At 68.4% G+C, this 23,498-nt stretch carries 23 protein-coding genes; 1 reads left to right on the top strand and 22 read right to left on the bottom strand.

The features are described from left to right. Nucleotides 1-3: 3 nt before the first annotated feature. The 15 genes from HMPREF2826_RS07060 to lepA all read right to left on the bottom strand — a co-directional run bounded on the left by HMPREF2826_RS07060 (nucleotide 4) and on the right by lepA (nucleotide 16,174). Nucleotides 4-1,665 carry a ribonuclease J gene (locus tag HMPREF2826_RS07060; RefSeq protein WP_070640512.1) on the bottom strand — a complete coding sequence of 554 codons (1,662 nt, stop codon included), beginning with the start codon at nucleotides 1,663-1,665 and terminating at the stop codon, nucleotides 4-6. Between the two features lie 309 nt (nucleotides 1,666-1,974). Further along, a complete protein-coding gene (locus tag HMPREF2826_RS07055) occupies nucleotides 1,975-4,185 on the bottom strand; it encodes a polyribonucleotide nucleotidyltransferase (protein WP_070640510.1) in 2,211 nt (736 codons plus the stop codon). A 93-nt stretch (nucleotides 4,186-4,278) separates the two neighbouring features. Continuing rightward, nucleotides 4,279-4,557, bottom strand: coding sequence for a 30S ribosomal protein S15 (gene rpsO, locus HMPREF2826_RS07050; RefSeq protein WP_058270415.1), 279 nt, complete (start codon nucleotides 4,555-4,557; stop codon nucleotides 4,279-4,281). 194 nt (nucleotides 4,558-4,751) lie between these two features. Beyond that, nucleotides 4,752-5,501: a DNA repair protein RecO gene (gene recO, locus HMPREF2826_RS07045; RefSeq protein WP_070640508.1), complete on the bottom strand. Its 750-nt coding sequence runs from the start codon at nucleotides 5,499-5,501 to the stop codon at nucleotides 4,752-4,754. A gap of 4 nt (nucleotides 5,502-5,505) precedes the next feature. Further along, nucleotides 5,506-6,444 carry a GTPase Era gene (era, locus tag HMPREF2826_RS07040; protein WP_070640507.1) on the bottom strand — a complete coding sequence of 313 codons (939 nt, stop codon included), beginning with the start codon at nucleotides 6,442-6,444 and terminating at the stop codon, nucleotides 5,506-5,508. Nucleotides 6,445-6,451: 7 nt separating this feature from the next. Further along, on the bottom strand, nucleotides 6,452-6,838 hold the full coding sequence (locus HMPREF2826_RS07035) for a diacylglycerol kinase family protein (RefSeq protein ID WP_058270418.1): 387 nt from the start codon (nucleotides 6,836-6,838) through the stop codon (nucleotides 6,452-6,454). A 3-nt stretch (nucleotides 6,839-6,841) separates the two neighbouring features. After that, on the bottom strand, nucleotides 6,842-7,345 hold the full coding sequence (gene ybeY, locus HMPREF2826_RS07030; RefSeq protein ID WP_070640505.1) for an rRNA maturation RNase YbeY: 504 nt from the start codon (nucleotides 7,343-7,345) through the stop codon (nucleotides 6,842-6,844). Between the two features lies 1 nt (nucleotide 7,346). Continuing rightward, nucleotides 7,347-8,312: a PhoH family protein gene (locus HMPREF2826_RS07025; protein ID WP_058270420.1), complete on the bottom strand. Its 966-nt coding sequence runs from the start codon at nucleotides 8,310-8,312 to the stop codon at nucleotides 7,347-7,349. Nucleotides 8,313-8,390: 78 nt separating this feature from the next. Further along, nucleotides 8,391-8,972: a hypothetical protein gene (locus HMPREF2826_RS09690; protein ID WP_246824712.1), complete on the bottom strand. Its 582-nt coding sequence runs from the start codon at nucleotides 8,970-8,972 to the stop codon at nucleotides 8,391-8,393. A gap of 14 nt (nucleotides 8,973-8,986) precedes the next feature. Further along, the gene (locus tag HMPREF2826_RS09685; RefSeq protein WP_246824711.1) at nucleotides 8,987-9,640 is read right to left on the bottom strand and encodes a radical SAM protein; all 654 of its coding nucleotides are present in this window, start codon (nucleotides 9,638-9,640) and stop codon (nucleotides 8,987-8,989) included. Next, on the bottom strand, nucleotides 9,637-10,809 hold the full coding sequence (locus HMPREF2826_RS07015) for a DnaJ C-terminal domain-containing protein (RefSeq protein ID WP_070640503.1): 1,173 nt from the start codon (nucleotides 10,807-10,809) through the stop codon (nucleotides 9,637-9,639). Before HMPREF2826_RS07015 ends, HMPREF2826_RS09685 begins: the two co-directional genes overlap by 4 nt. 51 nt (nucleotides 10,810-10,860) lie before the next feature. Then, a complete protein-coding gene (locus HMPREF2826_RS07010) occupies nucleotides 10,861-11,946 on the bottom strand; it encodes a DnaJ domain-containing protein (protein WP_070640501.1) in 1,086 nt (361 codons plus the stop codon). A gap of 88 nt (nucleotides 11,947-12,034) precedes the next feature. Further along, on the bottom strand, nucleotides 12,035-13,306 hold the full coding sequence (locus HMPREF2826_RS07005) for a coproporphyrinogen-III oxidase family protein (RefSeq protein ID WP_070640499.1): 1,272 nt from the start codon (nucleotides 13,304-13,306) through the stop codon (nucleotides 12,035-12,037). Next, nucleotides 13,299-14,366 carry a tRNA dihydrouridine synthase gene (locus tag HMPREF2826_RS07000; RefSeq protein ID WP_070640497.1) on the bottom strand — a complete coding sequence of 356 codons (1,068 nt, stop codon included), beginning with the start codon at nucleotides 14,364-14,366 and terminating at the stop codon, nucleotides 13,299-13,301. The genes HMPREF2826_RS07005 and HMPREF2826_RS07000 overlap by 8 nt, the downstream gene beginning before the upstream one ends. Continuing rightward, the gene (gene lepA, locus HMPREF2826_RS06995) at nucleotides 14,363-16,174 is read right to left on the bottom strand and encodes a translation elongation factor 4 (RefSeq protein WP_070641241.1); all 1,812 of its coding nucleotides are present in this window, start codon (nucleotides 16,172-16,174) and stop codon (nucleotides 14,363-14,365) included. The genes HMPREF2826_RS07000 and lepA overlap by 4 nt, the downstream gene beginning before the upstream one ends. Nucleotides 16,175-16,311: 137 nt before the next feature. Here lepA and rpsT point away from each other — a divergent pair, with 137 nt between their 5' ends. Next, complete coding sequence (gene rpsT, locus HMPREF2826_RS06990; protein ID WP_070640495.1) at nucleotides 16,312-16,572, top strand: 30S ribosomal protein S20; 261 nt, start codon at nucleotides 16,312-16,314, stop codon at nucleotides 16,570-16,572. Between the two features lie 192 nt (nucleotides 16,573-16,764). Here rpsT and holA read toward each other — a convergent pair whose 3' ends face one another. The 7 genes from holA to mihF all read right to left on the bottom strand — a co-directional run bounded on the left by holA (nucleotide 16,765) and on the right by mihF (nucleotide 23,426). Continuing rightward, nucleotides 16,765-17,733 carry a DNA polymerase III subunit delta gene (holA, locus tag HMPREF2826_RS06985; RefSeq protein ID WP_070640493.1) on the bottom strand — a complete coding sequence of 323 codons (969 nt, stop codon included), beginning with the start codon at nucleotides 17,731-17,733 and terminating at the stop codon, nucleotides 16,765-16,767. Between the two features lie 31 nt (nucleotides 17,734-17,764). Further along, nucleotides 17,765-20,077 (bottom strand): ComEC/Rec2 family competence protein, encoded by a 2,313-nt coding sequence (locus tag HMPREF2826_RS06980; protein WP_148138353.1) that lies wholly within the window; start codon nucleotides 20,075-20,077, stop codon nucleotides 17,765-17,767. Nucleotides 20,078-20,159: 82 nt separating this feature from the next. Further along, nucleotides 20,160-20,864: a ComEA family DNA-binding protein gene (locus HMPREF2826_RS06975; protein ID WP_070640489.1), complete on the bottom strand. Its 705-nt coding sequence runs from the start codon at nucleotides 20,862-20,864 to the stop codon at nucleotides 20,160-20,162. 136 nt (nucleotides 20,865-21,000) lie between these two features. Continuing rightward, nucleotides 21,001-22,242, bottom strand: a complete 1,242-nt coding sequence (thiI, locus tag HMPREF2826_RS06970; RefSeq protein ID WP_070640487.1) for a tRNA uracil 4-sulfurtransferase ThiI — start codon at nucleotides 22,240-22,242, stop codon at nucleotides 21,001-21,003. A gap of 1 nt (nucleotide 22,243) precedes the next feature. Beyond that, nucleotides 22,244-22,537: a DNA-directed RNA polymerase subunit omega gene (locus tag HMPREF2826_RS06965; protein ID WP_058270430.1), complete on the bottom strand. Its 294-nt coding sequence runs from the start codon at nucleotides 22,535-22,537 to the stop codon at nucleotides 22,244-22,246. Next, nucleotides 22,512-23,117 (bottom strand): guanylate kinase, encoded by a 606-nt coding sequence (gmk, locus tag HMPREF2826_RS06960; protein ID WP_058270431.1) that lies wholly within the window; start codon nucleotides 23,115-23,117, stop codon nucleotides 22,512-22,514. Before gmk ends, HMPREF2826_RS06965 begins: the two co-directional genes overlap by 26 nt. Further along, nucleotides 23,118-23,426 (bottom strand): integration host factor, actinobacterial type, encoded by a 309-nt coding sequence (gene mihF, locus HMPREF2826_RS06955; protein WP_058270432.1) that lies wholly within the window; start codon nucleotides 23,424-23,426, stop codon nucleotides 23,118-23,120. Nucleotides 23,427-23,498: the final 72 nt, after the last annotated feature.

Below are 23,498 nucleotides of genomic sequence, written 5' to 3'. Positions count from 1 at the left end.
GCGCTAGACCTCCATAATGACCGGAATGACCATGGGACGCGTGCGCGTCTTGTCCCAGAGGTAGCTGGACAGCGCGCTGCGAGCCGCCTTGCGCAGCGTCTCGAGGTTGCTGCCGCTCTTGCGCGCGCGCTTGGACATCTGTTCCTTGACGAGGCGCTGGGCATCCTCGACAAGCCCCTCGGAGTCGAAGGTGACGCCGCGGCAGGCGAGCGCCACGTCGCCGACCTCGCCGCCGCGGCGCGACACGGTGACGACGCAGGTGACGATGCCGTCGCTCGCGAGCTTCTGACGGTCGCGGAACACCACGGGGTCGCTGTCCGTCACGTTGAGGCCGTCCACGTAGACCACGCCCGACTCCACGGGCTGCCCCCAGCTCACCGTGCCGTTGCGCATCTCGAGGGTGTCACCGTTGTCGGCGATGAAGATGTGGTCGCGGGGCACCCCCATGGCCTCGCCCAGGCGCGCGTGGGCGCGCAGATGGACCGCCTCGCCGTGGACGGGCATGAAGTAGCGCGGACGCGTCATGGCGAGCATGAGCTTGAGCTCCTCCTGCGAGGCGTGGCCCGAGACGTGCACGACGGTCGTTGACTTGTCAAAGATCGTGCACCCGATCTTCGAGAGCGCGTTGATGATGCCCTGAACGCTCTTCTCGTTGCCGGGAACGGGCGTGGCCGAGATAATCACCGTGTCGTCTGCCGTGATGGTGAGCGACTTGTGGTCGCCGTTGGCCATGCGGGCCAGGGCGCTCATGGGCTCGCCCTGGCTGCCCGTGCAGAGGACGACGATCTTCTCGTCGGGAATGTCGTGGACCTCGTAGGCGTCGATGAGGTCGTCCTGGTCAATCTTGAGGTAGCCCAGCTCGCGGGCGATGCGCGTGTTGTTGATCATGGAGCGGCCCGTGACGACCACCTTGCGACCGACGCAGGTCGCGGCGTCGCAGACCTGCTGGATGCGGTGAATCTGGCTCGAGAACGACGCGACGAAGACGCGACCCGCGGCGTTCTTGATGATGTGGCGCAGAGACGGCCCCACCGTGGCCTCCGAGGGGGTGTAGCCCGGGCGCGTGGCGTTGGTGGAGTCCGAGAGCAGCAGGTCGATCCCCATCGTGGAGAAGCGGTTGATGGCCTGGTAGTTGGGAAGGCGTCCGTCGATGGGCGTCTGGTCGAGCTTGAAGTCGCCGGTGTGGAGCACGGAGCCCGCCGGCGTGCGCATGTATACGCCGAGCGCCGCCGGGATGGAGTGCGTCTGGGAGAAGAAGTCGATGCTGAAGGCCCCCAGATTGATGTGGGTGCCGTTTTTGACCTCGCGGAGCTTGGGTGAGTTGAGCTTGTGCTCGGCGAGCTTGCCCTCGATGAGCCCAAGCGTGAGCTTGCTGGAGTAGATGGGCACCTTCCTGCCGAGGTCCATAAGCAGGTACGGGAGGGAGCCCGTGTGGTCCTCGTGGCCGTGGGTTATGAGGATGCCCCTGAGCTTGTCCTCGTTCTCGAGGACGTAGCTGTAGTCGGGAAGCACCAAATCGACGCCTGGCTGCTCGTCGTCAGGGAACATGAGTCCCGCATCGACGAGGACCAGATCGTCGCCATACTCGAAGGCGGTCATGTTCTTGCCGATGCCGTCGAGTCCGCCCAGAGGGATGACCCTCAGGGGAGTCTGCTGTTTTGCCATGTGCGCTTGCTGTCCTTTCGTGACGTTCTTAGTCAAAGCTATCTCTGGGGCCACGTCGTGGAGGCCCCGCCATCTTCATCGTGACCATTGTACTATCCTCGCCGCCCTTCGCCGAGAAGGGACAAACGCCTCATCAACACTCCCAAGGAGCCTGGGCGCCTTTTGCCACGTGGCCAAACGACGCCGGCGCGATCAGGGAAGTCCCCGTGAGGGCTCACTGCCGCCGGTGAGCCATAGGTACGGCTGGACCAGCCGGGAGAGCTCCGAGGCTGGTCCAGAATGACGCGACGTTATGGATGATGACGGTGACTAGCCCTCGTGGCGGCGGCGGGGCTGACGGCCCGACCCGTTGCCGCCGCGGTCGCCGGGACGGCGGCCGCGACGCTCCGCGCCCTCGTGCTCGCGCGACCTGCCGGAGCCGGCGGGCGCCTCGGGCTTGTCGAGACGGTCGAGGCTGATCTTGCCCTTCTCGTCCACCTCGAGCACCTGGACGCGAACCTCGTCGCCGACGCTGAGGACGTCCTCGACCTTGTCCACGCGACCCTTGGCGACGCGCGAGACGTGGAGCAGGCCGTCCTTGCCGGGTAGAAGCTCGATGAAGGCGCCGAAGGGCTGGATGTTCACGACGCGACCCAGGTACTCCTCCCCCACCTCGGGGACCTTGACGATGGCCCTGATGCGCTCGGCCGCCTCGTCGCCGGCGCCGGCGGTGCCCGCGATGAAGATGGTGCCGTCCTCCTGGACGTCGATCGTGGCGCCCGTGTCGTCCTGGATGCCGCGGATGACCTTGCCGCCCGAGCCGATCACGTCGCGGATCTTGTCCGTGGGGATGGTGAGGCTGATGATGCTGGGCGCCGTGTCCTTGGTGGTCTCGCGCGGGGCGGGAATCTGCTCGAGCATGGCGTCGAGGATGAACATGCGGCCCTCGTGCGCCTGGTGGAGCGCCTGGCGCAGGATCTCGGGGGTGAGGCCCGTGGCCTTGTTGTCCATCTGCATGGCCGTGATGCCCTTGGTGGTGCCGCAGACCTTGAAGTCCATGTCGCCGAGGAAGTCCTCGATCCCCTGGATGTCGGTGAGGACGACGGTCTTGCCCTCCTCCTGGATGAGGCCCATGGCCACGCCCGAGACGGGACGGGCGAGGGGCACGCCGGCGTCCATGAGGGCCAGCGTCGAGCCGCAGGTCGAGGCCATCGACGAGGAGCCATTGGACTCCATGACCTCAGATACCACGCGGATGGTGTAGGGGAACTCGTCCTCGGAGGGGATCACGGGCAGAAGCGCACGCTCGGCGAGGTTGCCGTGGCCTATCTCGCGACGCTTGGGCGCGCCCATGCGGCCCGTCTCGCCCGTGCAAAACGGCGGGAAGTTGTAGTGGTGGATGTAGCGCTTGCCATCGACTGGCTCGATGGTGTCAAGGCGCTGCCACTCGTTGAGCATGCCGAGCGTGGCCACGGAGAGGACCTGCGTCTGGCCGCGCTGGAAGAGGCCGGAGCCGTGCACGCGGGCGAGGTAGTTGGGCTTGACCATGAGCGGGCGAATCTCGGTGGCCGCGCGCCCGTCCACGCGCTCGCCGGTCTCGACGACCATCTTGCGCATGGCGTGCTTCTCGAGGCCCTTGAGCTCGACGGGGATGGCGCGGTCCCACAGGGATTGCTCCTCCTCGGAGAACTCCGCCCTGATGGCGTCCTTGAGCGCCTCGACCCTGCCCATGCGGGCGAGCTTGTCGGCGTCCTTGAGCGCGGCGGCCATCTCGTCAAAGTGCGCGAAGACGCGCTCGTGAACCTCGGCGACGGGCTCGTCGAGCAGGTACTCGCGCGGCGCGATGGGGCCGTTCGCGGCCTCCACCTTGGCAAAGAAGGCCTTTTGCTCCTCGCAGAAGGCCGCGATGGCCTCCTGGCCGAAGGCCATGGCGGCGAGCATGTCATCCTCGGAGATCTCCTTGGCGCCCGCTTCGAGCATGCTGATGAAGGTGGCCGAGCCGCCCAGCTCCAGGTCGAGGTCGGAGGCGTCGCGCTCCTCGTAGGTCGGGTTGACGATGAACTCGCCCGTCTCGACGTCGCGGCCGATGCGCACGCCGGCCAGCGGGCCCTCGAAGGGGACGCCGCCCACGGTGAGCGCCGCGGAGGCGCCCATGATGGAGATCGTGTCCACGGAGTTGACCTGGTCGGCCACGAGCGGCATGGCGACGATCTGCACCTCGTTACGGAAGCCGTCGGGGAAGGACGGGCGGATGGGGCGGTCGATCATGCGCGCCGTGAGCGTGGCCTTCTCGGAGGGACGCGCCTCGCGCTTGAGGTAGCCTCCCGGGATGCGTCCCACGGCGTACATCTTCTCGATGAAGTCCACGGTCAGCGGGAAGAAGTCGTAGTTCTTGCGCTCCTTTGAGACGACCACGGTCACGTTGACCGTGGACTCCCCGCAGGACACCACGCACGCGCCGGTGGCCTGCTTCGCGAGTTCGCCCGTCTCGAGACGGTAGTGCTTTCCATAGAGGTCGAACTCGTGCGTAACTTTTGCCATGTCATTTCCTCTTTATCTCCGCCTGCCCCTTTGCAGGCGGGCCGTCATGTGAGGGGAGCGCCTTGCGGCGCTCCCCACGATGCCATCTGTGGTCTACTGGATGTTGTCGCGAATGCCCAGACTCTTGATGAGCGCTCGATATGCCTCGATGTCCTGCCTCTTGATGTAGGACAGGAGGCGACGACGCTGGCCGACGAGCATCAGAAGGCCGCGGCGGGTGTGGAAGTCCTTCTTGTGCGACTTCATGTGCTCGGTGAGGCCCTTGATGCGCTCGGTGAGCAGGGCCACCTGGACGGGCGCGGAGCCGGAGTCCTGGGCGTCCTTGCCATACTGGGCGATGAGCTCTGCCTTGCGATCCTTTGAGACTGCCATGGGGGTTCTTCCTTTCCTGAATATTCGCCTCAGACCGGGAGAGCCGCCTGGCGAGCGAGCCCCTAGGTCAAAGGTACGGACGGAAGCTAGGATAGCACGTCGGCGCCGTTACGGGGCTGGAGGCGGGGTCACGGGCGCAACTAAACAAGGTCGCCATAGTTGCCACGCCCGCCCGGCGCCGGGCGGGCGGGAACTCAGGCCCCGAGCATGAACTCCAGGCAGCGCAGGCGCGCGTCAAGGTGGGTGGACGCCCACTCATGAGAGACCTCCAACAGCAGCGCCGCCGTGGCGTCGTCAGAATCAAGGGACAGCAGCTGGTCAAAGGTGAGCGAGAGCAGCGACGAGACCCAGGCGAGGCCCCCTGCGCCCAGGAGCCGGGCACCCGGCACGTCCTTGGCGCAGCTGGCGCAAAGGGCCCCGCCCGCTAGCGAGGAGAGCGACGACACGTCGGGGTCGCCGCAGGCGACGCATGACGCCAGCTGCGGCATCCAACCGCAGTGCGCGCAGACCTTGAGGGCGTAGGCCGCCGTGAGGAGCCTGAGCGAGGCCTGGCAGGACAGCCCCTCCACAGCCGAGAGCGCCGTGGCGCAGATGCCGTACAGGTAGGGGTCGCGCACGTCCTCGAAGCTGGTGAGGCGCGCCAGCTCCGCCACGGCGCTGGCCGCGCACACGCGTCCGTAGTCGCCCCGGATGCCTCGATGGGGGTTGACGAGGGTGGCCTCGCTGACGATGGAGAGCGCGCCGCGCCCCTTGGCGAGCAGGACGTCCACCTCCGAGAAGAGCTCGGAGCGCGAGGCGAGGCGCCCCCCCGGCTTGCGCGCGCCCTTGGCGACGGCGCGCACCTGCTCGCCCTCGCGGCTGAGCAGCGTCAGGATGAGGTCCTGCTCCGAGAGCTTGGTGCGGCCGAGGACGACGCAGCCGAGCCGGAAGGTGCGCGCGGGCACGGGGCTACTCCTCGACGGACAGGCCCATGCGCCTGATCTCGGACTGGTCGCGCCGCCACGCGGGACGCACCTGGACGCGCAGGTCAAGGTAGCAGGGGGCGTCGAGGAGCCTCTCCACGTCGCGGCGGGCCGAGATGCCGATGCGCTTGATCATGGCGCCCTTGTGGCCGATGACGATGCCCTTCTGGCCCTCGCGCTCGACCACGATGGTGGCGCGGACGGAGGCGTGGCCGTCCTTGGCCCACTCGATGCCGTCACAGACCACGCCCACGGAATGGGGAACCTCCTCCCGCAGGTTCAGGAGCACCTTCTCGCGCACGAACTCCGCGACGAGCTCCTCGTCCGTCATGTCGACGTCCATGTCCTCAGGAAACCAGGAAGGGCCCAGGGGCAGGTGCGCGGACACGAGGCGCAAAAAGACGTCCACGTTGAAGCCCTCCTTGGCCGAGACGATGATTCCCTCGTCAAAGTGGGCCAAGTCCGCCGCCGCATGAAGCTGCGCGGCGGCACGCTCGGGCTCGACGAGGTCGGCCTTGGTGACGACGAGGAGCTTGTACGGGGCGCCTGAGGCCTCCACGTGCGAGGCGACCCACTCGTCCCCCCTACCGACGGGCTTGGTGGCGTCCACGAGGAAGGCCGCGACGTCCACGTCGGCGAGCGACGAGAGCGCGGCCCTGTTGAGCTCCTTGCCCAGGGCGTCCTGAGGCTTGTGGAGGCCGGGCGTGTCAACGATGACGACCTGCGTGTCATCGGTGTTGATGACGGCCCTCATGCGCCGACGCGTCGTCTGCGCCACGTTGGAGGTGATGGCGATCTTGCCCCCGTAGCAAGCATTGAGCAGCGTGGACTTGCCGGCGTTGGGCCTGCCGACGAGAGCGACGAAGCCGCTGTGATGCGGGGGCTGGCCGGGCGCGTCTTCCCTGCCGGCATGCTGGTCTGACATGACTCACCTATCCTAGGACGAGACGGACGATGGCATTGACGTACAGTATGAGACCGATGAGCGCCACCACGACCGAGAGGGTCCAGGTGGCGGCTGCGGCGATGTCCTTGGCCCGCCCCGCGAGGGGGTGGAACTCGGGAGACACGAGGTCGACGACCGTCTCGACGGCCGTGTTGAGCAGCTCGGCGGCGATGACGACGCCGCAGCAGAGCAAGAGGAGGGCCCAGCTCAGCGGGTCAAGTCGCACGGCGATGCCCCCGATGAGCGCGCAGGCTCCCACGGCGAGCATGACCTTGAGGTTGCGCTCCTGTCGCAGGGCGCCCCGAAGGCCCTGGACGGCAAAGAGGAAGCTCCTCCTGAAGGACGGATGACGGGGCGTCTTTCCCGGAATCATGCGCTAGCCCTCACGATGACGGGTCAGCCTCACGGGCGCCACGCGCTCGTCGGCCAAAACCAGGCGCACGAGCTCGTCCTCACGCGCCTCCATGGCCCGCGCCTCGTCCTCCTCCAGATGGTCGTAGCCAAGAAGATGGAGGGTGCCGTGAACGAGCAGGAGCCTGAACTCGTCAGCCCAGGCGGTGCCGTAGCGTCGTGCCTGGCGGGCGACGTAGTCGGGCGCGAGCACGACGTCGCCCAGCTCGCAGGGCTCGCCGGGCGCCAGGTCAGGGTCGCAGGGACGCTCGCACTCGAGCGAGATGACGTCAGTGGCCTGCGGGCACCCGCGCCACCTCTCGTTGAGGGCCGCCATGCGCTCGTCGCTGACGACGCTCACCGATATGAGGCAGGGCCGCTCGACGCCCTCCTGGTCAAGGACGAGGCTCACGTCGCGGACGATCTCCTCCGGGCTGACGGGGCACGTGACGCCCTCGTCGCAGCAATAGTCAATCTCATGGTGGGGCATGCTACTCCGCTCTCTTTTCATGTGCGCCCTCGGCCCTATCGTAGGCGTCCACGATGCGGGCCACAAGGCTGTGACGGACGATGTCACCCTTGTCGAGGTCAACGAACGCGACGTCGTCGAGGCCCGCGAGCACGACCCGCGCCGACTCGAGGCCGTTGCGCCCGAGCAGGTCACGCTGGGTCTGGTCGCCGGTGATCACGAACTTGGACGAGAAGCCCAGGCGCGTGAGGAACATCTTCATCTGGTCCGGCGTCGTGTTCTGGGCCTCGTCGAGGATGACGAAGGAGTCGTTGAGCGTGCGTCCGCGCATGAAGGCCAAAGGGGCGATCTCTATGACGCCGCGCTCGATGAGGGAGCTGCCCCCCTCCATGTCGAGCATGTCGAACAGCGCGTCATAGAGCGGCCGCACGTAGGGGTCGAGCTTCTCCTGCAACGTGCCGGGCAGGTAGCCCAGCGACTCCCCCGCCTCAACGACCGGTCGCGCGAGCACGATGCGACCCACCTCCTTGCGCTTGAGCGCCGCCATGGCCATGGCCATGGCGAGGTAGGTCTTGCCCGTGCCCGCCGGCCCGACGCCAAAGGTCACGGTGTTGCGGGCTATGGACTCGATGTAGCGCTGCTGCCCCTCGGTCTTGGGGCGGATGGAGCGTCCCCGGTAGGTGAGCAGGATGTCGCGCGAGAGGTCGGGGGAGCTCCTGACGCCGCGACGCACCTGTCCCACGAGCAGCTCGACGTCGGCCTCGTCGGGCCTCTCGCCCCTCTCCACGAGCCGTATGAGCCGCGAGAACACCGACGTCGCCGCATCGACCTCGTCCGCGGGTCCCATGACCTTGATCTGGTTGCCCCGGACGGAGACCATGGCGTCAAAGGACTCCTCGACCTTCCTGAGAAGCGAGTCCGACGGACCCATGAGGCTGAGCGGGTCTATGGCGTCAGGAATGGTCAGGCGGACGTGGGTCGGCTGCATGGGCAGGCGCTCCTTCCAGGTTGACGCTGGGCGCACCCCAAGGCGCACGACTCCATGATAGCCCGAGAACGCCCGCGCTCACAGAAGCTCGGCAAGGAGGCTCCCGTCATCGAGCAGGGACGTGGGACGTGCGCGCACCATCGACCCCACCTGCGCCGCCGGTGAGACGCGCACGTCAAAGAGGCCGCCCGTGACGCCTCTGCCGCGCGACTCCACCACCACGAGCTCCTCGGTGCCCAGACGCGCCCTGGCCGCCTCACGGCGGAGGTCGCGCGCGAGGGCGCGCAGCCGGGCGCTGCGCGCGGCCTTGTCCTGGGCGCTGACCTGGTCAGGGGCGTCCGCCGCCGGCGTGAGGGGTCGGGGCGAGTAGCGAAACACGTGCATGTTGGCAAAGGCCATGTCACGGCAGAACGACAGGCTCTGCTGAAACTCCGCCTCAGTCTCGCCGGGAAAGCCTGTGATCACGTCGGTGCCCAGCGCCAGGGAGGGCACGGCAGCGCGGGCCATGCGGGCCATGCGGGCGTACGCGGCGACGTCATAGGGCCTGCCCATGCGGGCGAGCGTCGCATCGCAGCCGGATTGCAGGCACACGTGCAGGAAGGGGGCGAGACGCTCCGGATACGCCCCGAGCGTCTCGACGAGGCGGGCGCTGACGTCCATGGGCTCGATGGAGCCTATGCGCGCACCCGACGCACGTCCGTCTCGCGCATGAGCATCGCCAAGAGGCCGGCGAGGTCCAGTCCTCGGTCCTGATAGCTTCCCAGGTTGATGCCCGAGAGGACGACCTCGGCAGCGCCGCGCTCGCTCTCGCGGGCGACCCGCTCGAGCACGTCCGCTGCAGGAAGCGAGCGCTGGGCACCCCGCGCCCTCCAGACGATGCAGTAGCTGCAGCGATGGTCGCAGCCGTCCTGGATCTTGATGCCGGGGCGTGTGCGACCCGTGGGCGTGCCGGGGCGCGGCGCGGCGCTCTCGTGCGGCAGGGCCGAGATCCCCACGACGCTCATGACCTGGGCGGCGACCTGTGCCTTGTCGGGCACCACGCGCACGCTGGGGGCGACGGACGCGAGCTCGTCGGCAAAGAGGCTGGCGACGCAGCCGGTCACGACCACCTCGGGGGCCTGGGGCAGGGCTGCCAGGTGACGCACGCGCTTGCGCGTCGTCGCCTGCGCCTCCCCCGTGACGGCGCAGCTGTTGACGACGATGACGCTCGCGTCGGGCGGGTCCACGACGGCGACGCCCTCGGCCGCGAGCGTGCGGGCGATGTCGTCCAGCTCGTCACGATTGACCCTGCACCCGAGGTTCACGTAGGCGACGCGCGGTGCCGTCAACGACGCCTCCTGCCGTGGGGCCTCTTCTTTTCGCGCGACGCCGACGCCGTGGCGTCGGCGGCCGCGTCGCGAGGCTCGACCCCTGCGGCGGCCCGGCGGCGCCTGACGAGCCCGCGCAGCAGCTCAAGGTCTTCCTCGGCCAGATTCGCGGGGGGGTTCACCTGGACGACGGCGATGAGCGAGCCGCGCGTCGCGGAGCCCGTCCGCGGCATGCCCCTGCCTGGCACCCTCACCCGCTCGCCGTAGGCGCAGTTTGCCGGCACCCGCACCTCGACGCGCTCGCCCTCGATGATGCCGTCCAGGGTCAGGGTCCTGCCGACGATGGCGTCAAGGGCGTCGACCTCGACCTTGCAGAACAGGTCGTCGCCCTGCCGCTCGAAACGCTCGTGCGCCCGCACGTCAACGGTCACCACGAGGTCGCCGGCACGGTCGTTGCGCACGCCCGCCTCGCCCTTGCCCCCCAGCGCGAGCGACTGTCCTGCGTGGACGCCCGCGGGGATCTTGACCTCGACGACCTCGCGCGAGGGCGTGCGCCCCTGTCCCCCGCACGTCTCGCAGGGGTGGTCCATCACCGTGCCGGCGCCCTGGCACGCCGGGCAGGTCGTCTGCGACTGCATCTGTCCGAAGATGGTGCGCTGGACCTCGACGACGCGCCCGGTGCCCTGGCAGCGCGTGCAGGTGACGACCTTTCCGTGCTTTGCCGCGCCGCGGCCGCCGCAGTCGTCGCAGGGGGCCAGCCGCTCATAGGAGACCGTCTTGGTACAGCCCGAGGCCGCCTCCTCGAGCGTGATGCGCAGCGTGATGCCCATGTCACGCCCGCGGGTGCGCGGAGCCCGACCGCCGGCGGAGCCGCCGCCGGCGAAGAAGGAGTCAAAGATGTCGTTGATGCCGAAGCCCCCGCCGAAGATGTCCGACATGTCCACGTAGTCAGCGCCGAAGCCGCCTGGGCCGTCGGGCGTGCCGTAGCGGTCGTAGTTCGAGCGCTTGCGCTCGTCGGAGAGGACGGAGTAGGCCTCGTTGACCTCCTTGAAGCGCGCCTCCGCGTCAGGCTCCTTGCTGACGTCGGGGTGCAGCGTGCGCGCCTTCCTGAGGAAGGAGCGCTTGATGGTCTTGGCGTCGGCATCCCTCGCGACGCCGAGGATCTCGTAATAGTCCGGACTTGCAGCCAATCTCACCGATCTCCCTTGCGAATCAACTGACGTGGCGTGACGCCCAAAGGCCTACCTGCCAACATAGCCCCGGGTACCCAGGCTGGCGCAGGAGTGCATCATCGCGAGCAGAAGCGCGAGCAGAAGGCCGTTGGAGGCCCCGTTGGCAGCGATCCTGAGGCCGTGCTTCCACCAGGTCCTGGGATGCATGACGCCCTCGCCCAGCAGGCTCCAGAGCCCCACGCCCATCAAGATGACCACGAAGACGCCCATGCTCGTAAGGTCCTGCGACGCCAGGCCGAAGGCGACGAAAGGCGTCCCAAAGCCCAGCAGGTAGAACCCTCGCGCCTGGCGCGGGCTCAGGCGCTCGGAGGCAACGGCGACGCGACACACGAAGTCGCCCCCCTCCCTGCCGTTGGTGCCGGCGTTTCCCATCCCGGCGACGCGGACCTCGCTCCCATCGTGGGAGCCCGCCGGCACGTAGACGACCACCTCGCTGGCCGAGAGGGTGCGTCCCGACCCGCCGCATGCGGGACAGGGGTCGGCCACCACCTTGCCGGTGCCCGCGCACTCGGGACACTCCATCTCGAGCGTGCCGAAGCCGAAGATGCCGCTGAGGTCAACGCCGATATGCCCCGACCCGCCACAGGTGGGACAGGTCTCCGCGTGCTCATGGCGTATGGATCCAAAGCCGTGGCAGCTGTCGCAGCTCGCATAGCGCTGGTAGGTGACCCCGCGCGTGCAGCCCTCCCGAGCGGACCGCTCGTCCAGGTCGAGCTCGACCACGACGTCGGACCCGGCGCGCGGGTTGTACGCGCGTCCCGCCGACCGGCCGGCCGCCCACCCGACGCCGCCGAAGGGAAAGCCCCAGCCAAACGGGTCGCCGCCCGATCGTGCCGTGCTCGCGCCCGCACCCTCCCATGGCGCGAAGGGGCTGCCCGAGCGCATCGCGTCATAGCGGCTGCGCTTGCTGTCGTCCGACAGGACGGCATAGGCCTCAGAGACCTCCTTGAAGCGCTCCTCCGCGCCGGGGTCCTTGTTGACGTCCGGGTGGAGCTTGCGCGCCTTCTGTTGGAAGGCCCGACGAATCTCGTCCGACGAGGCATCCTTCTCCACGCCCAGAATCGCGTAATAGTCCTTCTCGTTCATTGCGGTCATGCGATGGTCCTGCCTGCCTGTCCGTCGTGGTCCTGCAGTCTAGAGAGTATAGCCAAGTGACGCCCTGCCTAAGCACCTGCGGCGCCCATTAGCACCGTGCGCCCAAAACCTCCCCCTCATGCAGGCCCCAGAGCTCGCCGTAGAGCTCGTTGCCCTGGAGCCACCCGCGTCGCGTGGGCGCGAGCGCGCCGTCGGGACGCAGCGTCACGAGTCCCCGCCGCAGGACGCGGCCAAGGCAGGCGTCCAGGCGTCGTGCGCCCAGGCGCTCTCGGGCGCGCTCGAGCAGAGGCGCCCCCAGGCCCGCGGAGGTGCGCGCGGCGAGCATGAGGTCCTCGCAGAGCGCCTGGTCCGCCGTGAGGAACTCGAGGTCACACGAGAGGTCGCGCAGACGGGGGCGAAGGGCGACGGCGCGCGGGGAGCTGGTGACGGTGAGACGGACCCGCGTGATGTTCGCCGGCAGCTCGGGCAGCTGCGGGGCGGCGACGCTGAGGCGGGCGTATTCGCGCGCGTCGAGCATGCCCGCGGCGCCCGTCCCCAGGCCCAGGTACGGGCGTCCCGTCCAATAGGCCAGGTTGTGGGCGCAGGCCTCGCCCGGACGGGCGTAGCTCGCCACCTCATAGCGAACGAGCCCGGCCGCGCCCAGCGCCCTCTCCGCCTCGAGCATGCGGGCGGCCTGGACGTCGGGGTCGTTGAAGGCTGCCTCGGCGTGGGCGTAGCGCCTGCCGAAGGCGCTGCTCTCCTCAATCTGGAGCGGGTACACGCTCACGTGGCCGACGCCCGCGTCGATGACGCCGGCGAGCGTGGTACGCCAGGATCGTTCCGTCTGCAGGGGTGTGGCACACATGAGGTCGCAGGAGACGAGAAGGCCGCTCTTGACGGCCGCGGACAGGCGCCTTCGGGCCGATGTCGCGTCATGTGCGCGCCCCAGGGCGGCAAGCTCCGCGTCGTCCAGGCTCTGGACGCCCACCGAGACGCGCGTGACCCCGCCGTCCACGAGCTTTGCCATAAGCTCGTCGCCAAGCGAGTCGGGATTGGCCTCGCAGCTGAGCTCCGCGAGCGCGGGGCAGGCACGGTGCACCGCCGCCACGAGGGACCCTAGCGTCTTGGGTCCCAAGAAGCTCGGGGTGCCCCCGCCCAGATAGGCCGTCCGGACCCCCTCGAGCAGCCCCAGGGACGTCAGCTCTGCGAGCTGAAGGCGAAGGGCCCGCGCGTAGGCGACGAGAAGCTCGTCATCTGCGCGCGCTGCGCGTGTGGGAAAGTCACAGTAGAGGCACCTGCGGGCGCAGAAGGGAACGTGCAGGTACAGGGCAGACACGCTCGGCGAATTTTTACGGGTCGGGTCGTGGGCGTCGTCAGACATCGGCGCCTTCGTCCGCCAGACGGTCGCGCGCGTCGTCAAGCAGGTCAAGGAAGTCGGTCAGGGTGACGCAGGACATGGCGGCGTCGCGCCAGACAGAGGCGTGGGGCAGCCCCTTGAGATACCAGCCGGCGACGCTCCTCCCGCGCACGAGATGCCCGCCCGTCGCCTCGAGGATCTGAAGATGGAGCCCAAGCGCGTCCAGGCGCTGGGCGATTGTGGGGGACATGCCCTTCTCGTGGCGCCGAAGCGCCTGCGCCTGGCAGAAGAGCCAGGGGTTGCCATAGGAGCCGCGGGCGACCATGACGGCCGTCGCGCCCGTCTCGTCCAGCAGCCGCGCGGCCGCGCGGGCGTCCGTCACGTCGCCCGAGCCGATCGTGGGAATGCAAGTCGCCTCGGCGACGCGGCGGATGACGCCCCAATCCGCCCTGCCCCGGTAGAGCTGCGCGGCCGTACGCCCGTGGACGGCGATGGCGGACGCCCCCGCCTGCTCCAGCCGGCGCGCGAAGTCGGGGGCGACCTCCTCGCCGTCACGCCGTCCGAGACGAATCTTGCAGGTCACGGGCACCTGGTCGCAAACGCCTCGCCGACAGGCGCGCACGATCGCCTCTGCGCGCGCGGGCTCGTCGAGGAGGGCCGACCCCTCCCCCTTCGAGACGACCTTGCGGACGGGGCAGGCCATGTTGACGTCGATGAGGGCGAGCCTCTCGCCCAGGCGCTCGGCTACGAGCGCGGCGGCCTCCTCGAACTGCTCGGGCCTGCTCCCGAAGAGCTGGACGGCGAGGTCGGGCTCTCCCTCGACGGGCAGCACGAGGTCCCAGGTCTTGTCGCTCCCGTAGTGGATGCCCGCGACGGAGACCATCTCGGTGTAGGCCAGGGCCGCTCCCCCGGCACGCGCCATCAGGCGGTACGCGCCGTCGGAGACGCCAGCCATGGGAGCCATGAGCAGGGGGTTGCGGGCAAGGAGAAAACGAAGGCTCGAGCCGCGCCCGACGAAGGGGCGCACGCCGGCGCCCAGGCCCGCGGCCGGGGCGTACGCCGCCAGGAGCTCGGAGGGGGTCATTCGTCCCCCACCTTGAGGACGGCGAGGAAGGCCTCCTGGGGCACGTCAACGGACCCGATGGCCTTCATGCGCCTCTTGCCCTCCTTCTGCTTCTCGAGGAGCTTGCGCTTGCGGGATATGTCGCCGCCGTAACACTTTGCCAGGACGTCCTTGCGCACGGCCCGCACCGTGGAGCGACTGATGATCTTGTTGCCGATGGCGCCCTGGATGGGAACCTCGAACTGCTGACGCGGAATGATCTCCTTGAGCTTGTCGCAGAGGCCGCGCGCCAGGGCGTAGGCCTTGTCCTTGTGCACGATGAACGAGAAGGCGTCCACCTCGTCGCCGGCGAGCAGGATGTCGAGCTTGACCAGGTCGCTCGGCCGATAGTCGGCCATCTCGTAGTCAAGGGAGGCATAGCCCTTCGTGCGGCTCTTGAGCTGGTCGAAGAAGTCGAGGATGAGCTCGGCCAGCGGGATGTCAAAGTGGATCTCAACCGACTTCTCGCTGAGATAGACCATGTCCTTGGTGATGCCGCGGTGCTCGATGGCAAGCTGCATCACCGCCCCCATGTGCTCGGGGGGGACGATGACCTTGGCGGCGAGGTAGGGCTCCTCGATGCGGTCGATGCGCGTGACGTCGGGAAGGTCCTGGGGGCTGGTGATGGCGAGCTCGCTGCCGTCGGTGAGGAACACGTGGTAGTTCACGGAGGGCGAGGTTGCGATGAGGTCGAGCCCGAACTCCCGCTCAAGGCGCTCCTTGACGACCTCCATGTGCAGGAGGCCCAGAAACCCCACGCGAAAGCCAAAGCCCAGGGCGACCGAGGTCTCGGGCGACCAGACCAGGGAGGGATCGTTGACGCGCAGCTTCTCCAGGGCGTCCCTGAGGTTCTCGTACTGCTTGTTGTCGATGGGAAAGAGGCCGGTGTAGACCATGGGCTTGGCGTCCTGGTAACCCGGGCAGGCCTGGGCGCAGGGGCGCGTCGCCGAGGTGATCGTGTCACCCGTCTTGACGAGCGCGGTGTCCTTGAGGCCCGTGACCACGAAGCCCACCTCGCCCACGGACAGGGCGTCAACCATGGTCTCGTCCGGGCGCTTGCAGCCGACGCCGTCGCAGAGGAAGCCGTCGCCCAGGGCCATCATGCGCAGCTGGTCACCCTTCCGGATGCTGCCGTCAAACACGCGCACCGTGGCGATGACGCCCCGATACTCGTCGAAGTAGGAGTCCAGGATAAGGGCCTTGAGAGGCGCGGCGGCGTCTCCCGCGGGGGGCGACACCAGGTAGACGATGGCCTCGAGCAAATCATGGATGCCCTCGCCCGTCTTGCCCGAGACGAGCACGGCGTCGTCGGCGGGGATGGCCAGCTCCTCTTCGATCTCGTCTTTGACCTCGTCGGGATGGGCGGAGGGAAGGTCGATCTTGTTGATGGCAGGGACGATGTCGAGGCCGGCGTTCATGGCGAGGGTGGCGTTGGAGACGGTCTGGGCCTCGACGCCCTGGGTGGCGTCCACGACCAGCACCGCGCCCTCGCAGGCCGCGAGCGAGCGGGAGACCTCGTAGGTGAAGTCGACGTGACCCGGGGTGTCAATGAGGTTGAACTGGTAGCTGTCACCGTCGTCCGCGTCGTAGCTCACGCGGACGGCGTTCGACTTGATGGTGATGCCACGCTCCCGCTCGATGTCCATGGAGTCGAGCATCTGGGTGGAGAGCTCGCGGTCCTCGACCGTGTGCGTGAGCTCGAGGATGCGGTCCGAAATCGTGGACTTGCCATGGTCGATGTGGGCAACGATAGAGAAGTTGCGAATATGTGAGACGTCATGCGTGTTCATGCGGAAGATGATAGCAAATGTGCCGGCCAGCATGCTATACTTCAGCGGTTGACCTCGCCGTGTCGAGGGTGGGTGCCCCACGCCCATCCCCAGCTAAGTCAAGAGGCCTCTGGGACAGCATTTGAAAGGATTCGCACGTGGCAAACATCAAGTCGCAGAAGAAGCGCATCATCACCGCCGAGAAGGCCCGCATGCGCAACAAGGCGGTTCGCTCCGAGCTCAAGACTGCCGTCAAGAAGGTTCGCGCGGCCGTCGAGGCCGAGGACAAGGACGGCGCTCAGGATCTTGCCAACAAGGCCGGACGCCTGCTCGACAAGGCGGCCTCCAAGGGCGTCATCCACAAGAACCAGGCCGCCAAGCGCAAGAGCGGCATCCAGGGCCTCGTCAACTCCCTCTAGGGCCCAGGGCCTGATTACGCCGCGCGTTCGCGTCGCGCTCGCGGGTCTCGAACGTTAGGAATTGCGCCGACAGCTCACATCGTAAGGGGCCCGTCCGCCACGACGGGCCCCTTTCTCATATGCGCGTGATCCCAGGCTCGTCCTGGGGCCTTGTGGGATGCGAGATTTCAGTTCGGTCCCGGCCGCGAGGACTCAGAGGTCGCAGACGGCGGCCATGAGGGACAGAAAGGCGATCTCGGCATCGCCGCCGCCCTTGAGGGAGCGCTCGCAGCTCGCACAGGAGGCCAAGGCGCGTTCAAGCTCGCCCTCGCCAAAGCGCCGCGCCCATCCGACGTGCCGCCTGACGGCCCATTCGGGCTTCCTGAGCGTCGAGGCGAGCAGGTTCGCCTCCCCCCTGTCCGCCAGCGAGCGGGCGCAGATGAGCTCGCGCACTCGTCCGGCGACGAGGGCCGTGAGGGCGATCTGCGAGGGCTTCTGCATGAGGCCGTACAGCTCGAGCGCCCGCGGAAGCCTCCGCTCGCAGAGGGCGTCGAGGAAGTCCCACGGCTTGACCTCCGCCGTCCGCGCCACGTGGCGCTCGACGTCCGCGAGCATGATCTCGCCCCTGCCGCCGCAGAGCGCGGCGAGGGCCCTCACCTGGTTGTCAAGCATGGTGGTTGACGTGCCCGCGCGACTCACGAGCTCACGCGCCGCGTCCTGCCCCATGCTCATCCCTCGCGCCGTCGCAAGCTTCTGGACCAACGTCGAGAGGTCCCGCGACCTCATGGCGGAGCAGTCGATGACGGCCTGGGGGCCCAGGGCTGCCACCGCCTTGTAGAGGCGCGTGGACTTGGCCAGGGACTTTGTGACCAGCAGCAGGACGCAGCCGGGGTTGGGATCGGCAAGATAGGTGATGATGGCCTCCGACACGGGCTTGGGCAGACGCTCGGACTCGCCGATGAGCACCAGCCTGAAGCCCGAGCCCATGGGCAGCGTGTTGAGCGAGGCGACGAGCTCGACGGGGTCAAGGTCGGGTCCCGCCTGGCGCTCGTCCAGGTTGAAGGCCTCCAGGCCAGGCTCGAGCCGCGCCTTGAGGCGCGTCTGGGCGGCGCGGCTCTTGAGCTCGTCCTCCCCCACGACCAGATAGGCCGCCAGAAGCGGTCGCGCGGAGCGTGATGCCATATGACACGTCCTTTCCCCTCGTGACCCTACACTATGCCACATCCGTCCCGTCCAAGGCGCCGTCCCGCGCGCTCACGACGACGACGCCGCGCGCGTTGGGCCTCAGCCGTATCGTGCCCTGGTCCTTGGTGCAGAGAAAGAGCGCCCGCGCCCCTTCGAGCGTCTCCCGACACGCCCGCGTGGGGTGATTGAACTTGTTGTTCTCGCCTGCGGAGGCCACCGCGACGTCAGGCGAGAGGATGCGGGCCGTCTCTGGGTCGATGGACGCCTCGGAGCCATGGTGACCCACCTTGAGCACGTCTATGTCACGAAGGCGGGCCCCCCGGACCGCGCGGCGCGTCTCGTCGCGCTCGGCGTCCCCCGTCAACAGGGCCGTCATGCAACCCGCCGGACCCTCATAGCTTACGACGAGCTCGATGGAGTCCTCGTTGTCCTTCCCGTCCACGGGGGCGGTCGGCCATATCATGGTGAGGGTGAATGCGCCCGCCTTGAGCGTGTCTTTTTCGGACATCTGTCGCGGGCGTCGTCCCGTGATGCGCCGGCTGCTTGCGACGACGTCCGCCGGCAGGTCATCGACGCCGCGCGCGACGACGACGCTGCCGCATCCCAAGGGCGGCGCGAGGTCGCGCAGGCCGTTGACGTGGTCGGCGTGCAGGTGCGTGAGAACGACGGCGTCAAGGCGCAGGACCCCCAGGCGCGCGAGCTCACGTGAGCAGGAGGCGTCAGGCCCCGTGTCCACGAGGATTGCATGGGGCCCGTCACGCACGAGGATGGCGTCCCCCTGCCCCACGTCGAGCACGCAGACCTCTGCGGGGGACAGGACGAAGGGCACGATGGCAAGCGAAAGGACAAGGGCGAGGGCGCCCGCCGCGAGCCGTGCCACCAACGTGGGTCTCACGTCGTCCCAGCGCCACCAGAGCAGGGCGGCCGCGAGGGCGCAGACGGCAGGGGGTAACGCCAGCCCCTCCGGGATGACGAGGGAGGCCCAGGGCAGCGCGCAGAGCAGGCGCAGGGGCATGAGGCAGAGGCGGGCGCAGAGCTCGGCCGCCCACAGCGTCGCCGAACCCAGCACGGGCAGCGAACAGGTGAGGGCGGCACAACATCCCGCGGCGACCAGCAGCGAGAACGGCAGCGACAGCATCAGGTTGGCCACGGGCGCCACCAGGGAGAGCTCGCCAAAGGCGGGAAGGGTCAGCGGCAGGGTGGCCAGCTGGCACACGAGCGTCGCGGTCAAGATCTCGCCCCCTCCCCTCACCAGGCCGCTCGCGACACGAACGGAACGCGACCTCGACGCTTCCAGCCTGCGCCGCGGCCCCGCGAGGGCACGCCGGGCCAGATGAGTGGCCAGGGGCGAGAACACGCACAGCGCCGCGACTGAGCACAGCGAGAGAAGGAACCCGAGCTGGCCCGAAAGGCCGGGGTCCGCAAGGAGCATGGCGGACCCGACGATCGAGAGGGAGGACAGGCCGTGCGAGCGCCTGCCCGCCAGCTCGCCCGCGCACGCGACGGTCGCCATGGCCCACGAGCGCAGCGCGGAGAGGGGAAGGCCGCAGGCTACGACAAAACAGCCGAGCGCAACCGTCAGGACGCCCACGCGCGCCTTCGGTCGCAGGCGTGATCGACGCAGCGGCGCGCTCATGAGAGCGGAGAGGATGACCAGGTGACCCCCGGAGACGGCGACGAGGTGGGCGACGCCGGCGCGGGAGAAGAGCTCCCGCAGGGACCGCGCGGCCATGCCGGGCTCGAAGCCCAGCACCGTGGCGGCGAGCAGCGCGCGCCCGTCAGACGAGGCGGGGTCGATTCGCGCGAGGGCGTCCCTTCTCCAGCCCATGACACGGCCCAACGGGCCCGACGCCTCGTTGCGCTCCAGGATGCGCACCACGCGCACCCTCCCGATCACCCCCTGCCGGGCGCTGCGCGCGCCCCAGTCGTCCTGCGCGTTGGGAGAAAAGCGCCCCACCACTCGCAGGCGGTCGAAGGCGGCAAGCTCCTCGGGCGCGCTCACCCACACGTTTGCCGTCTGGGCGCCGGGCCCGCGCAGGCGGCCCAGGCAGCTCCATCCCCGCTCGCCCGGGGTGGGGTCGCCCAGCAGCTCAAGCTCCCAACGTGCGAGGGAGTCATGACTCACGAGCCACCCCGTCGCCTGGTCCGCCCCCACCCGCAGGCACGCCACGGCCGCGCCCACGCAGAGCGCGGCGAGCACGGCCAGGACGGAGCGGGCGACGGACCCGTGACGTCCGCCTTGAGGCGGCCAGCCTCCCAGAAGGAAGACCGCGGCGGCGCACCCGACGACAAAAAGGGTGACGATGACGACGGGCGCCACGTGGTCAGGCTGAACGGACATGACGACGCCCTCGGAGGATAGGACGCCCACAAGCCCCCAGAACGTCCACGGCGCCTCAGGCCTGAGAGGCGCTTCCGGTGACCTAGACACAGATTCTGTCCTTGAGCCTGGCGAACTTCTTCTCGCCTATGCCCGAGACGCGCATGAGGTCCTCGATGGTCGCAAAGGGACCGTTCGTCGAGCGGTCCCTCACGATGGTCGCGGCGGTCGCTGCCCCCACGCCCGGAAGGGTCTCAAGCGTCGCCTCGTCGGCGGCGTTGATGTTGACGAGCGCTGCCGCCTGGGAGGACCCGGCGGCAAAGCCCGGGGCCGAGGCGACCGTCCCGGCAACAGGCGCCTCGCCCACCTGTGGCACATGCACCTTCTGCCCGTCAGCGAGCGGTGCGGCGAGGTTGACGGCGGTGCCGTCCGCATCCTCGGTAAGACCCCCGGCAGCGGTGATTGCGTCGCGCACGCGCGGCGGGCTGCCCCTGAGCTCGATGACGCCCGGGGCGTTGACGGCACCGTCCACGTCCACGACGACAAGGGCGACGTCGCCGTCAGCGGACGGCGCGCCGGCGGATGCGCCTGCGACGTCGGGCGAAGCGCCCTCGTCGGCGTCATGCAAGGGCCGCTCCTGGCTCGTCTCGGCAGGGCCACCGTCATCGCGCATGACGAGCGTGCCGCTCGCCTGCGTCCCCGCGCCCACGACGATCAGGCAGCCCAGCGCCAGGGCGCCCGCAAGGGCGACGGCGCCCGTCACCGCTCGCGGCAGGTTACCCCGCCTCCGTCGCCGCAGCTGTGCCATGCGAACCACCCCCCTCTCCAGTGTGGGACAAGGGAGACGCGCAGGCGACGGCCTTGGTCACGCAAGCGAGCGCCAGTCTGGCGCCCAGCTTGCCGCGCCCCGTGCCGTCAGACGTCCTGCCGGGGAATATGTGCCGTCAGTTGCCTTCGGAGGCGGGCAGAAGGTCCCTGTGGCGAGCGCGCAGGGACGCAGGTGGGCGATACGAGGCGCACTGGTCGAAGTCAACGTACTCAATATCGCGCACCAAATCGTCAATCATGGCGTCGTGGTCGAAGGAGTCCCATGCCGCGTGCACCTCGGCGAGGCGGGCATGCGTCTCGGGCCGACGCGGCATGAAGAGGGTGCAGCAGTCGTCAACTGACTGCGCGCTGAGGTCGTAGGTGCCGATCTGCTGGGCCCGACGCATGATCTCCTGCTTGTCGGAGCCGATGAGAGGGCGCAGGACCGGTATGGTCGCCATCTCGTTGACGGCGGCTATGTTGTCGAGCGTCTGCGAGGCCACCTGCCCCAGCGACTCGCCGGTGACGAGCGCCTTCGCCCCCTCGAGGGCGGCGATCCGCTCGCTCACGGCGAACATCACGCGACGATAGGTGATGATGCGCAGGCTCTGGGGCACAGCAAGCGAGATCTCGCGCTGTCGCTCTCCGAAGGGCACCACGTAGAGCCGCCCGACCATCCCGGCGGGGGCCAGGGCGTCGACGATGTCGCGGCAGAGGTACTCGCTCGTGTCGGCGGTCATGGGCCTGCCGGAAAAATGCACGGGCACGCAGACGGCACCTCGACGCCCGACCATCCAGGTGGCCACGGGTGAGTCAAAGCCGCTCGAGAGGAGCGTCACGACCTTGCCCGCCGTGCCGACGGGCAGGCCGCCCACGCCGGGGCCCGAGGTCGCGTAGACGTAGACGCCGTTGTTGACGACGTTCACGTTGACCGTGACGTCCGGCTTGTGCATGCGCACCTGTTTGTCGGGAAACGCACGGCACAGCACGTCGCCCACCAGGCGGTTCATGTCGATGGAGTGCAGCGCGTAGGTCGTGGACGACCGACGGGCATGCACCTTGAAGCTCGTGAAGTCACCCGCCTCGCCCAGCGCGCGCACGGCGGCGTCGCAGTACTCCTTTTCCACAAGCGCGCAGTGAAAGGCGAGCGAGACGCGCGCGACGCCGGGGACCTGCGCGACAGCGCGGGCCAGCTCGTCAGTGACGGCATCGTCGACGCAGCTCACCAAGAGGTGTCCCGAGATGCGCCTCACGTCCTTGACGGGAAACGCCTGGAGCGCCTTGCGCAGGTTGGTCACGAGCTGGTTCTCAAAGGCCGAGCGATTCTTACCCTTGAGACCAATCTCGTGATAGTGGACCAGGCATACGCGTGAGCTCATGCTACAGGTTGTGCTCGACGCGCGTGTTGGAACCCTGGATCTTCTCGTCGAAGTCCTCCTTGACGAAGCTCAGGGTGCCCTCCTCGATCTCCTGCATGGCGACCGAGACGGTGTCCTCGCCGGACACGATGGTCGTGATGTTGTCAAAGTCCTGCACCTCGGCGACGCGCAGGTGCATGCCGCGAATCATGTTGTTGATGTCGCAGGCGCGCTTGGACGCCACGGCGCACAGCAGGAAGGGGTTCTCCTCGGTCTGCGCCAGGAGGTCGTCAATCTCGGGCTTGGTTACTGCCATGATGGGGGTCTCCTCCATCCATCTCGTATGCGTTCAGAACTGACGCCAGGTCGCGTGCGGCGGCGGCGCAGTCGTCGTTGACGATGCGGACGTCATAGCTCGCGGCGTGCTCAAGCTCGCGGCGAGCGTTGCGCAGCCGCAGCTCGACCTCGGCCTCGTCCTCGGTGTGTCGGGCGCGCAGGCGCCGCTCGAGCTCCGCCATGGAGGGCGGCTCAACGAAGATGAGCACCGCCTGAGGCATGAGGCGACGCACGTTGAGGGCTCCCACGACGTCTATCTCGAGAATGACGGACCTGCCTTGGCCCAGGATCGCCTCGACGTCAGCCTTGAGGGTGCCGTAGCGATGCCCATGGACGTCGGCCCACTCCAAGAACTCGCCCGCGGCCACGCGGCGGGCGAACTCGCCCTCATCCATGAAATGGTACGAGACCCCATCGACCTCACCGGGACGAGGGGGTCTCGTGGTAGCCGAAACCGTCAGGCCCAGGCTGGGGTCCGCCTGCCTCACGAGCGAGACGAGCGTGCCCTTGCCTGCGCCCGACGGTCCGGATATGACGAAGAGTCTCGGTGACCTGCCCACTTACTTGGAGAGCACCTCGAGGAGCTGCTCGCGCTGACGGCCGCCCAGGCCCTTGACGCGACGCGTGGAGGAAATGCCAAGCTCGTCCATGATCTTGGTGGCCTTGGCCTTGCCGTAGCCGGGCAGCGACTCGATGAGGGCAGAGACCTTCATGCGAGCGGCTATGGGATCGTCGGATGCGAGAACGTCCTGGAGGCTCGTCTCGCCCTTCTTGATCTTGTCGCGAAGCTCAGCACGAGCATGACGGGCAGCGGCGGCCTTCTCGAGAGCTGCCTTGCGCTGCTCATCGGTAAGCTGAGGTAGTGCCATTGTTCCTCCAAACGTAGGATGCGTCTGTAAAACGCCTTGCTCTGAAAGACTAGCAGGTAAGACGCTTGCGGA

Origin of the sequence: Olsenella sp. HMSC062G07 (genome assembly GCF_001811895.1) — a bacterium.
Lineage (GTDB): Bacteria > Actinomycetota > Coriobacteriia > Coriobacteriales > Atopobiaceae > Olsenella_F > Olsenella_F massiliensis.
Note: the sequence above shows the minus strand (reverse complement) of the source record. Positions and strands in the feature narration are given on the sequence as shown.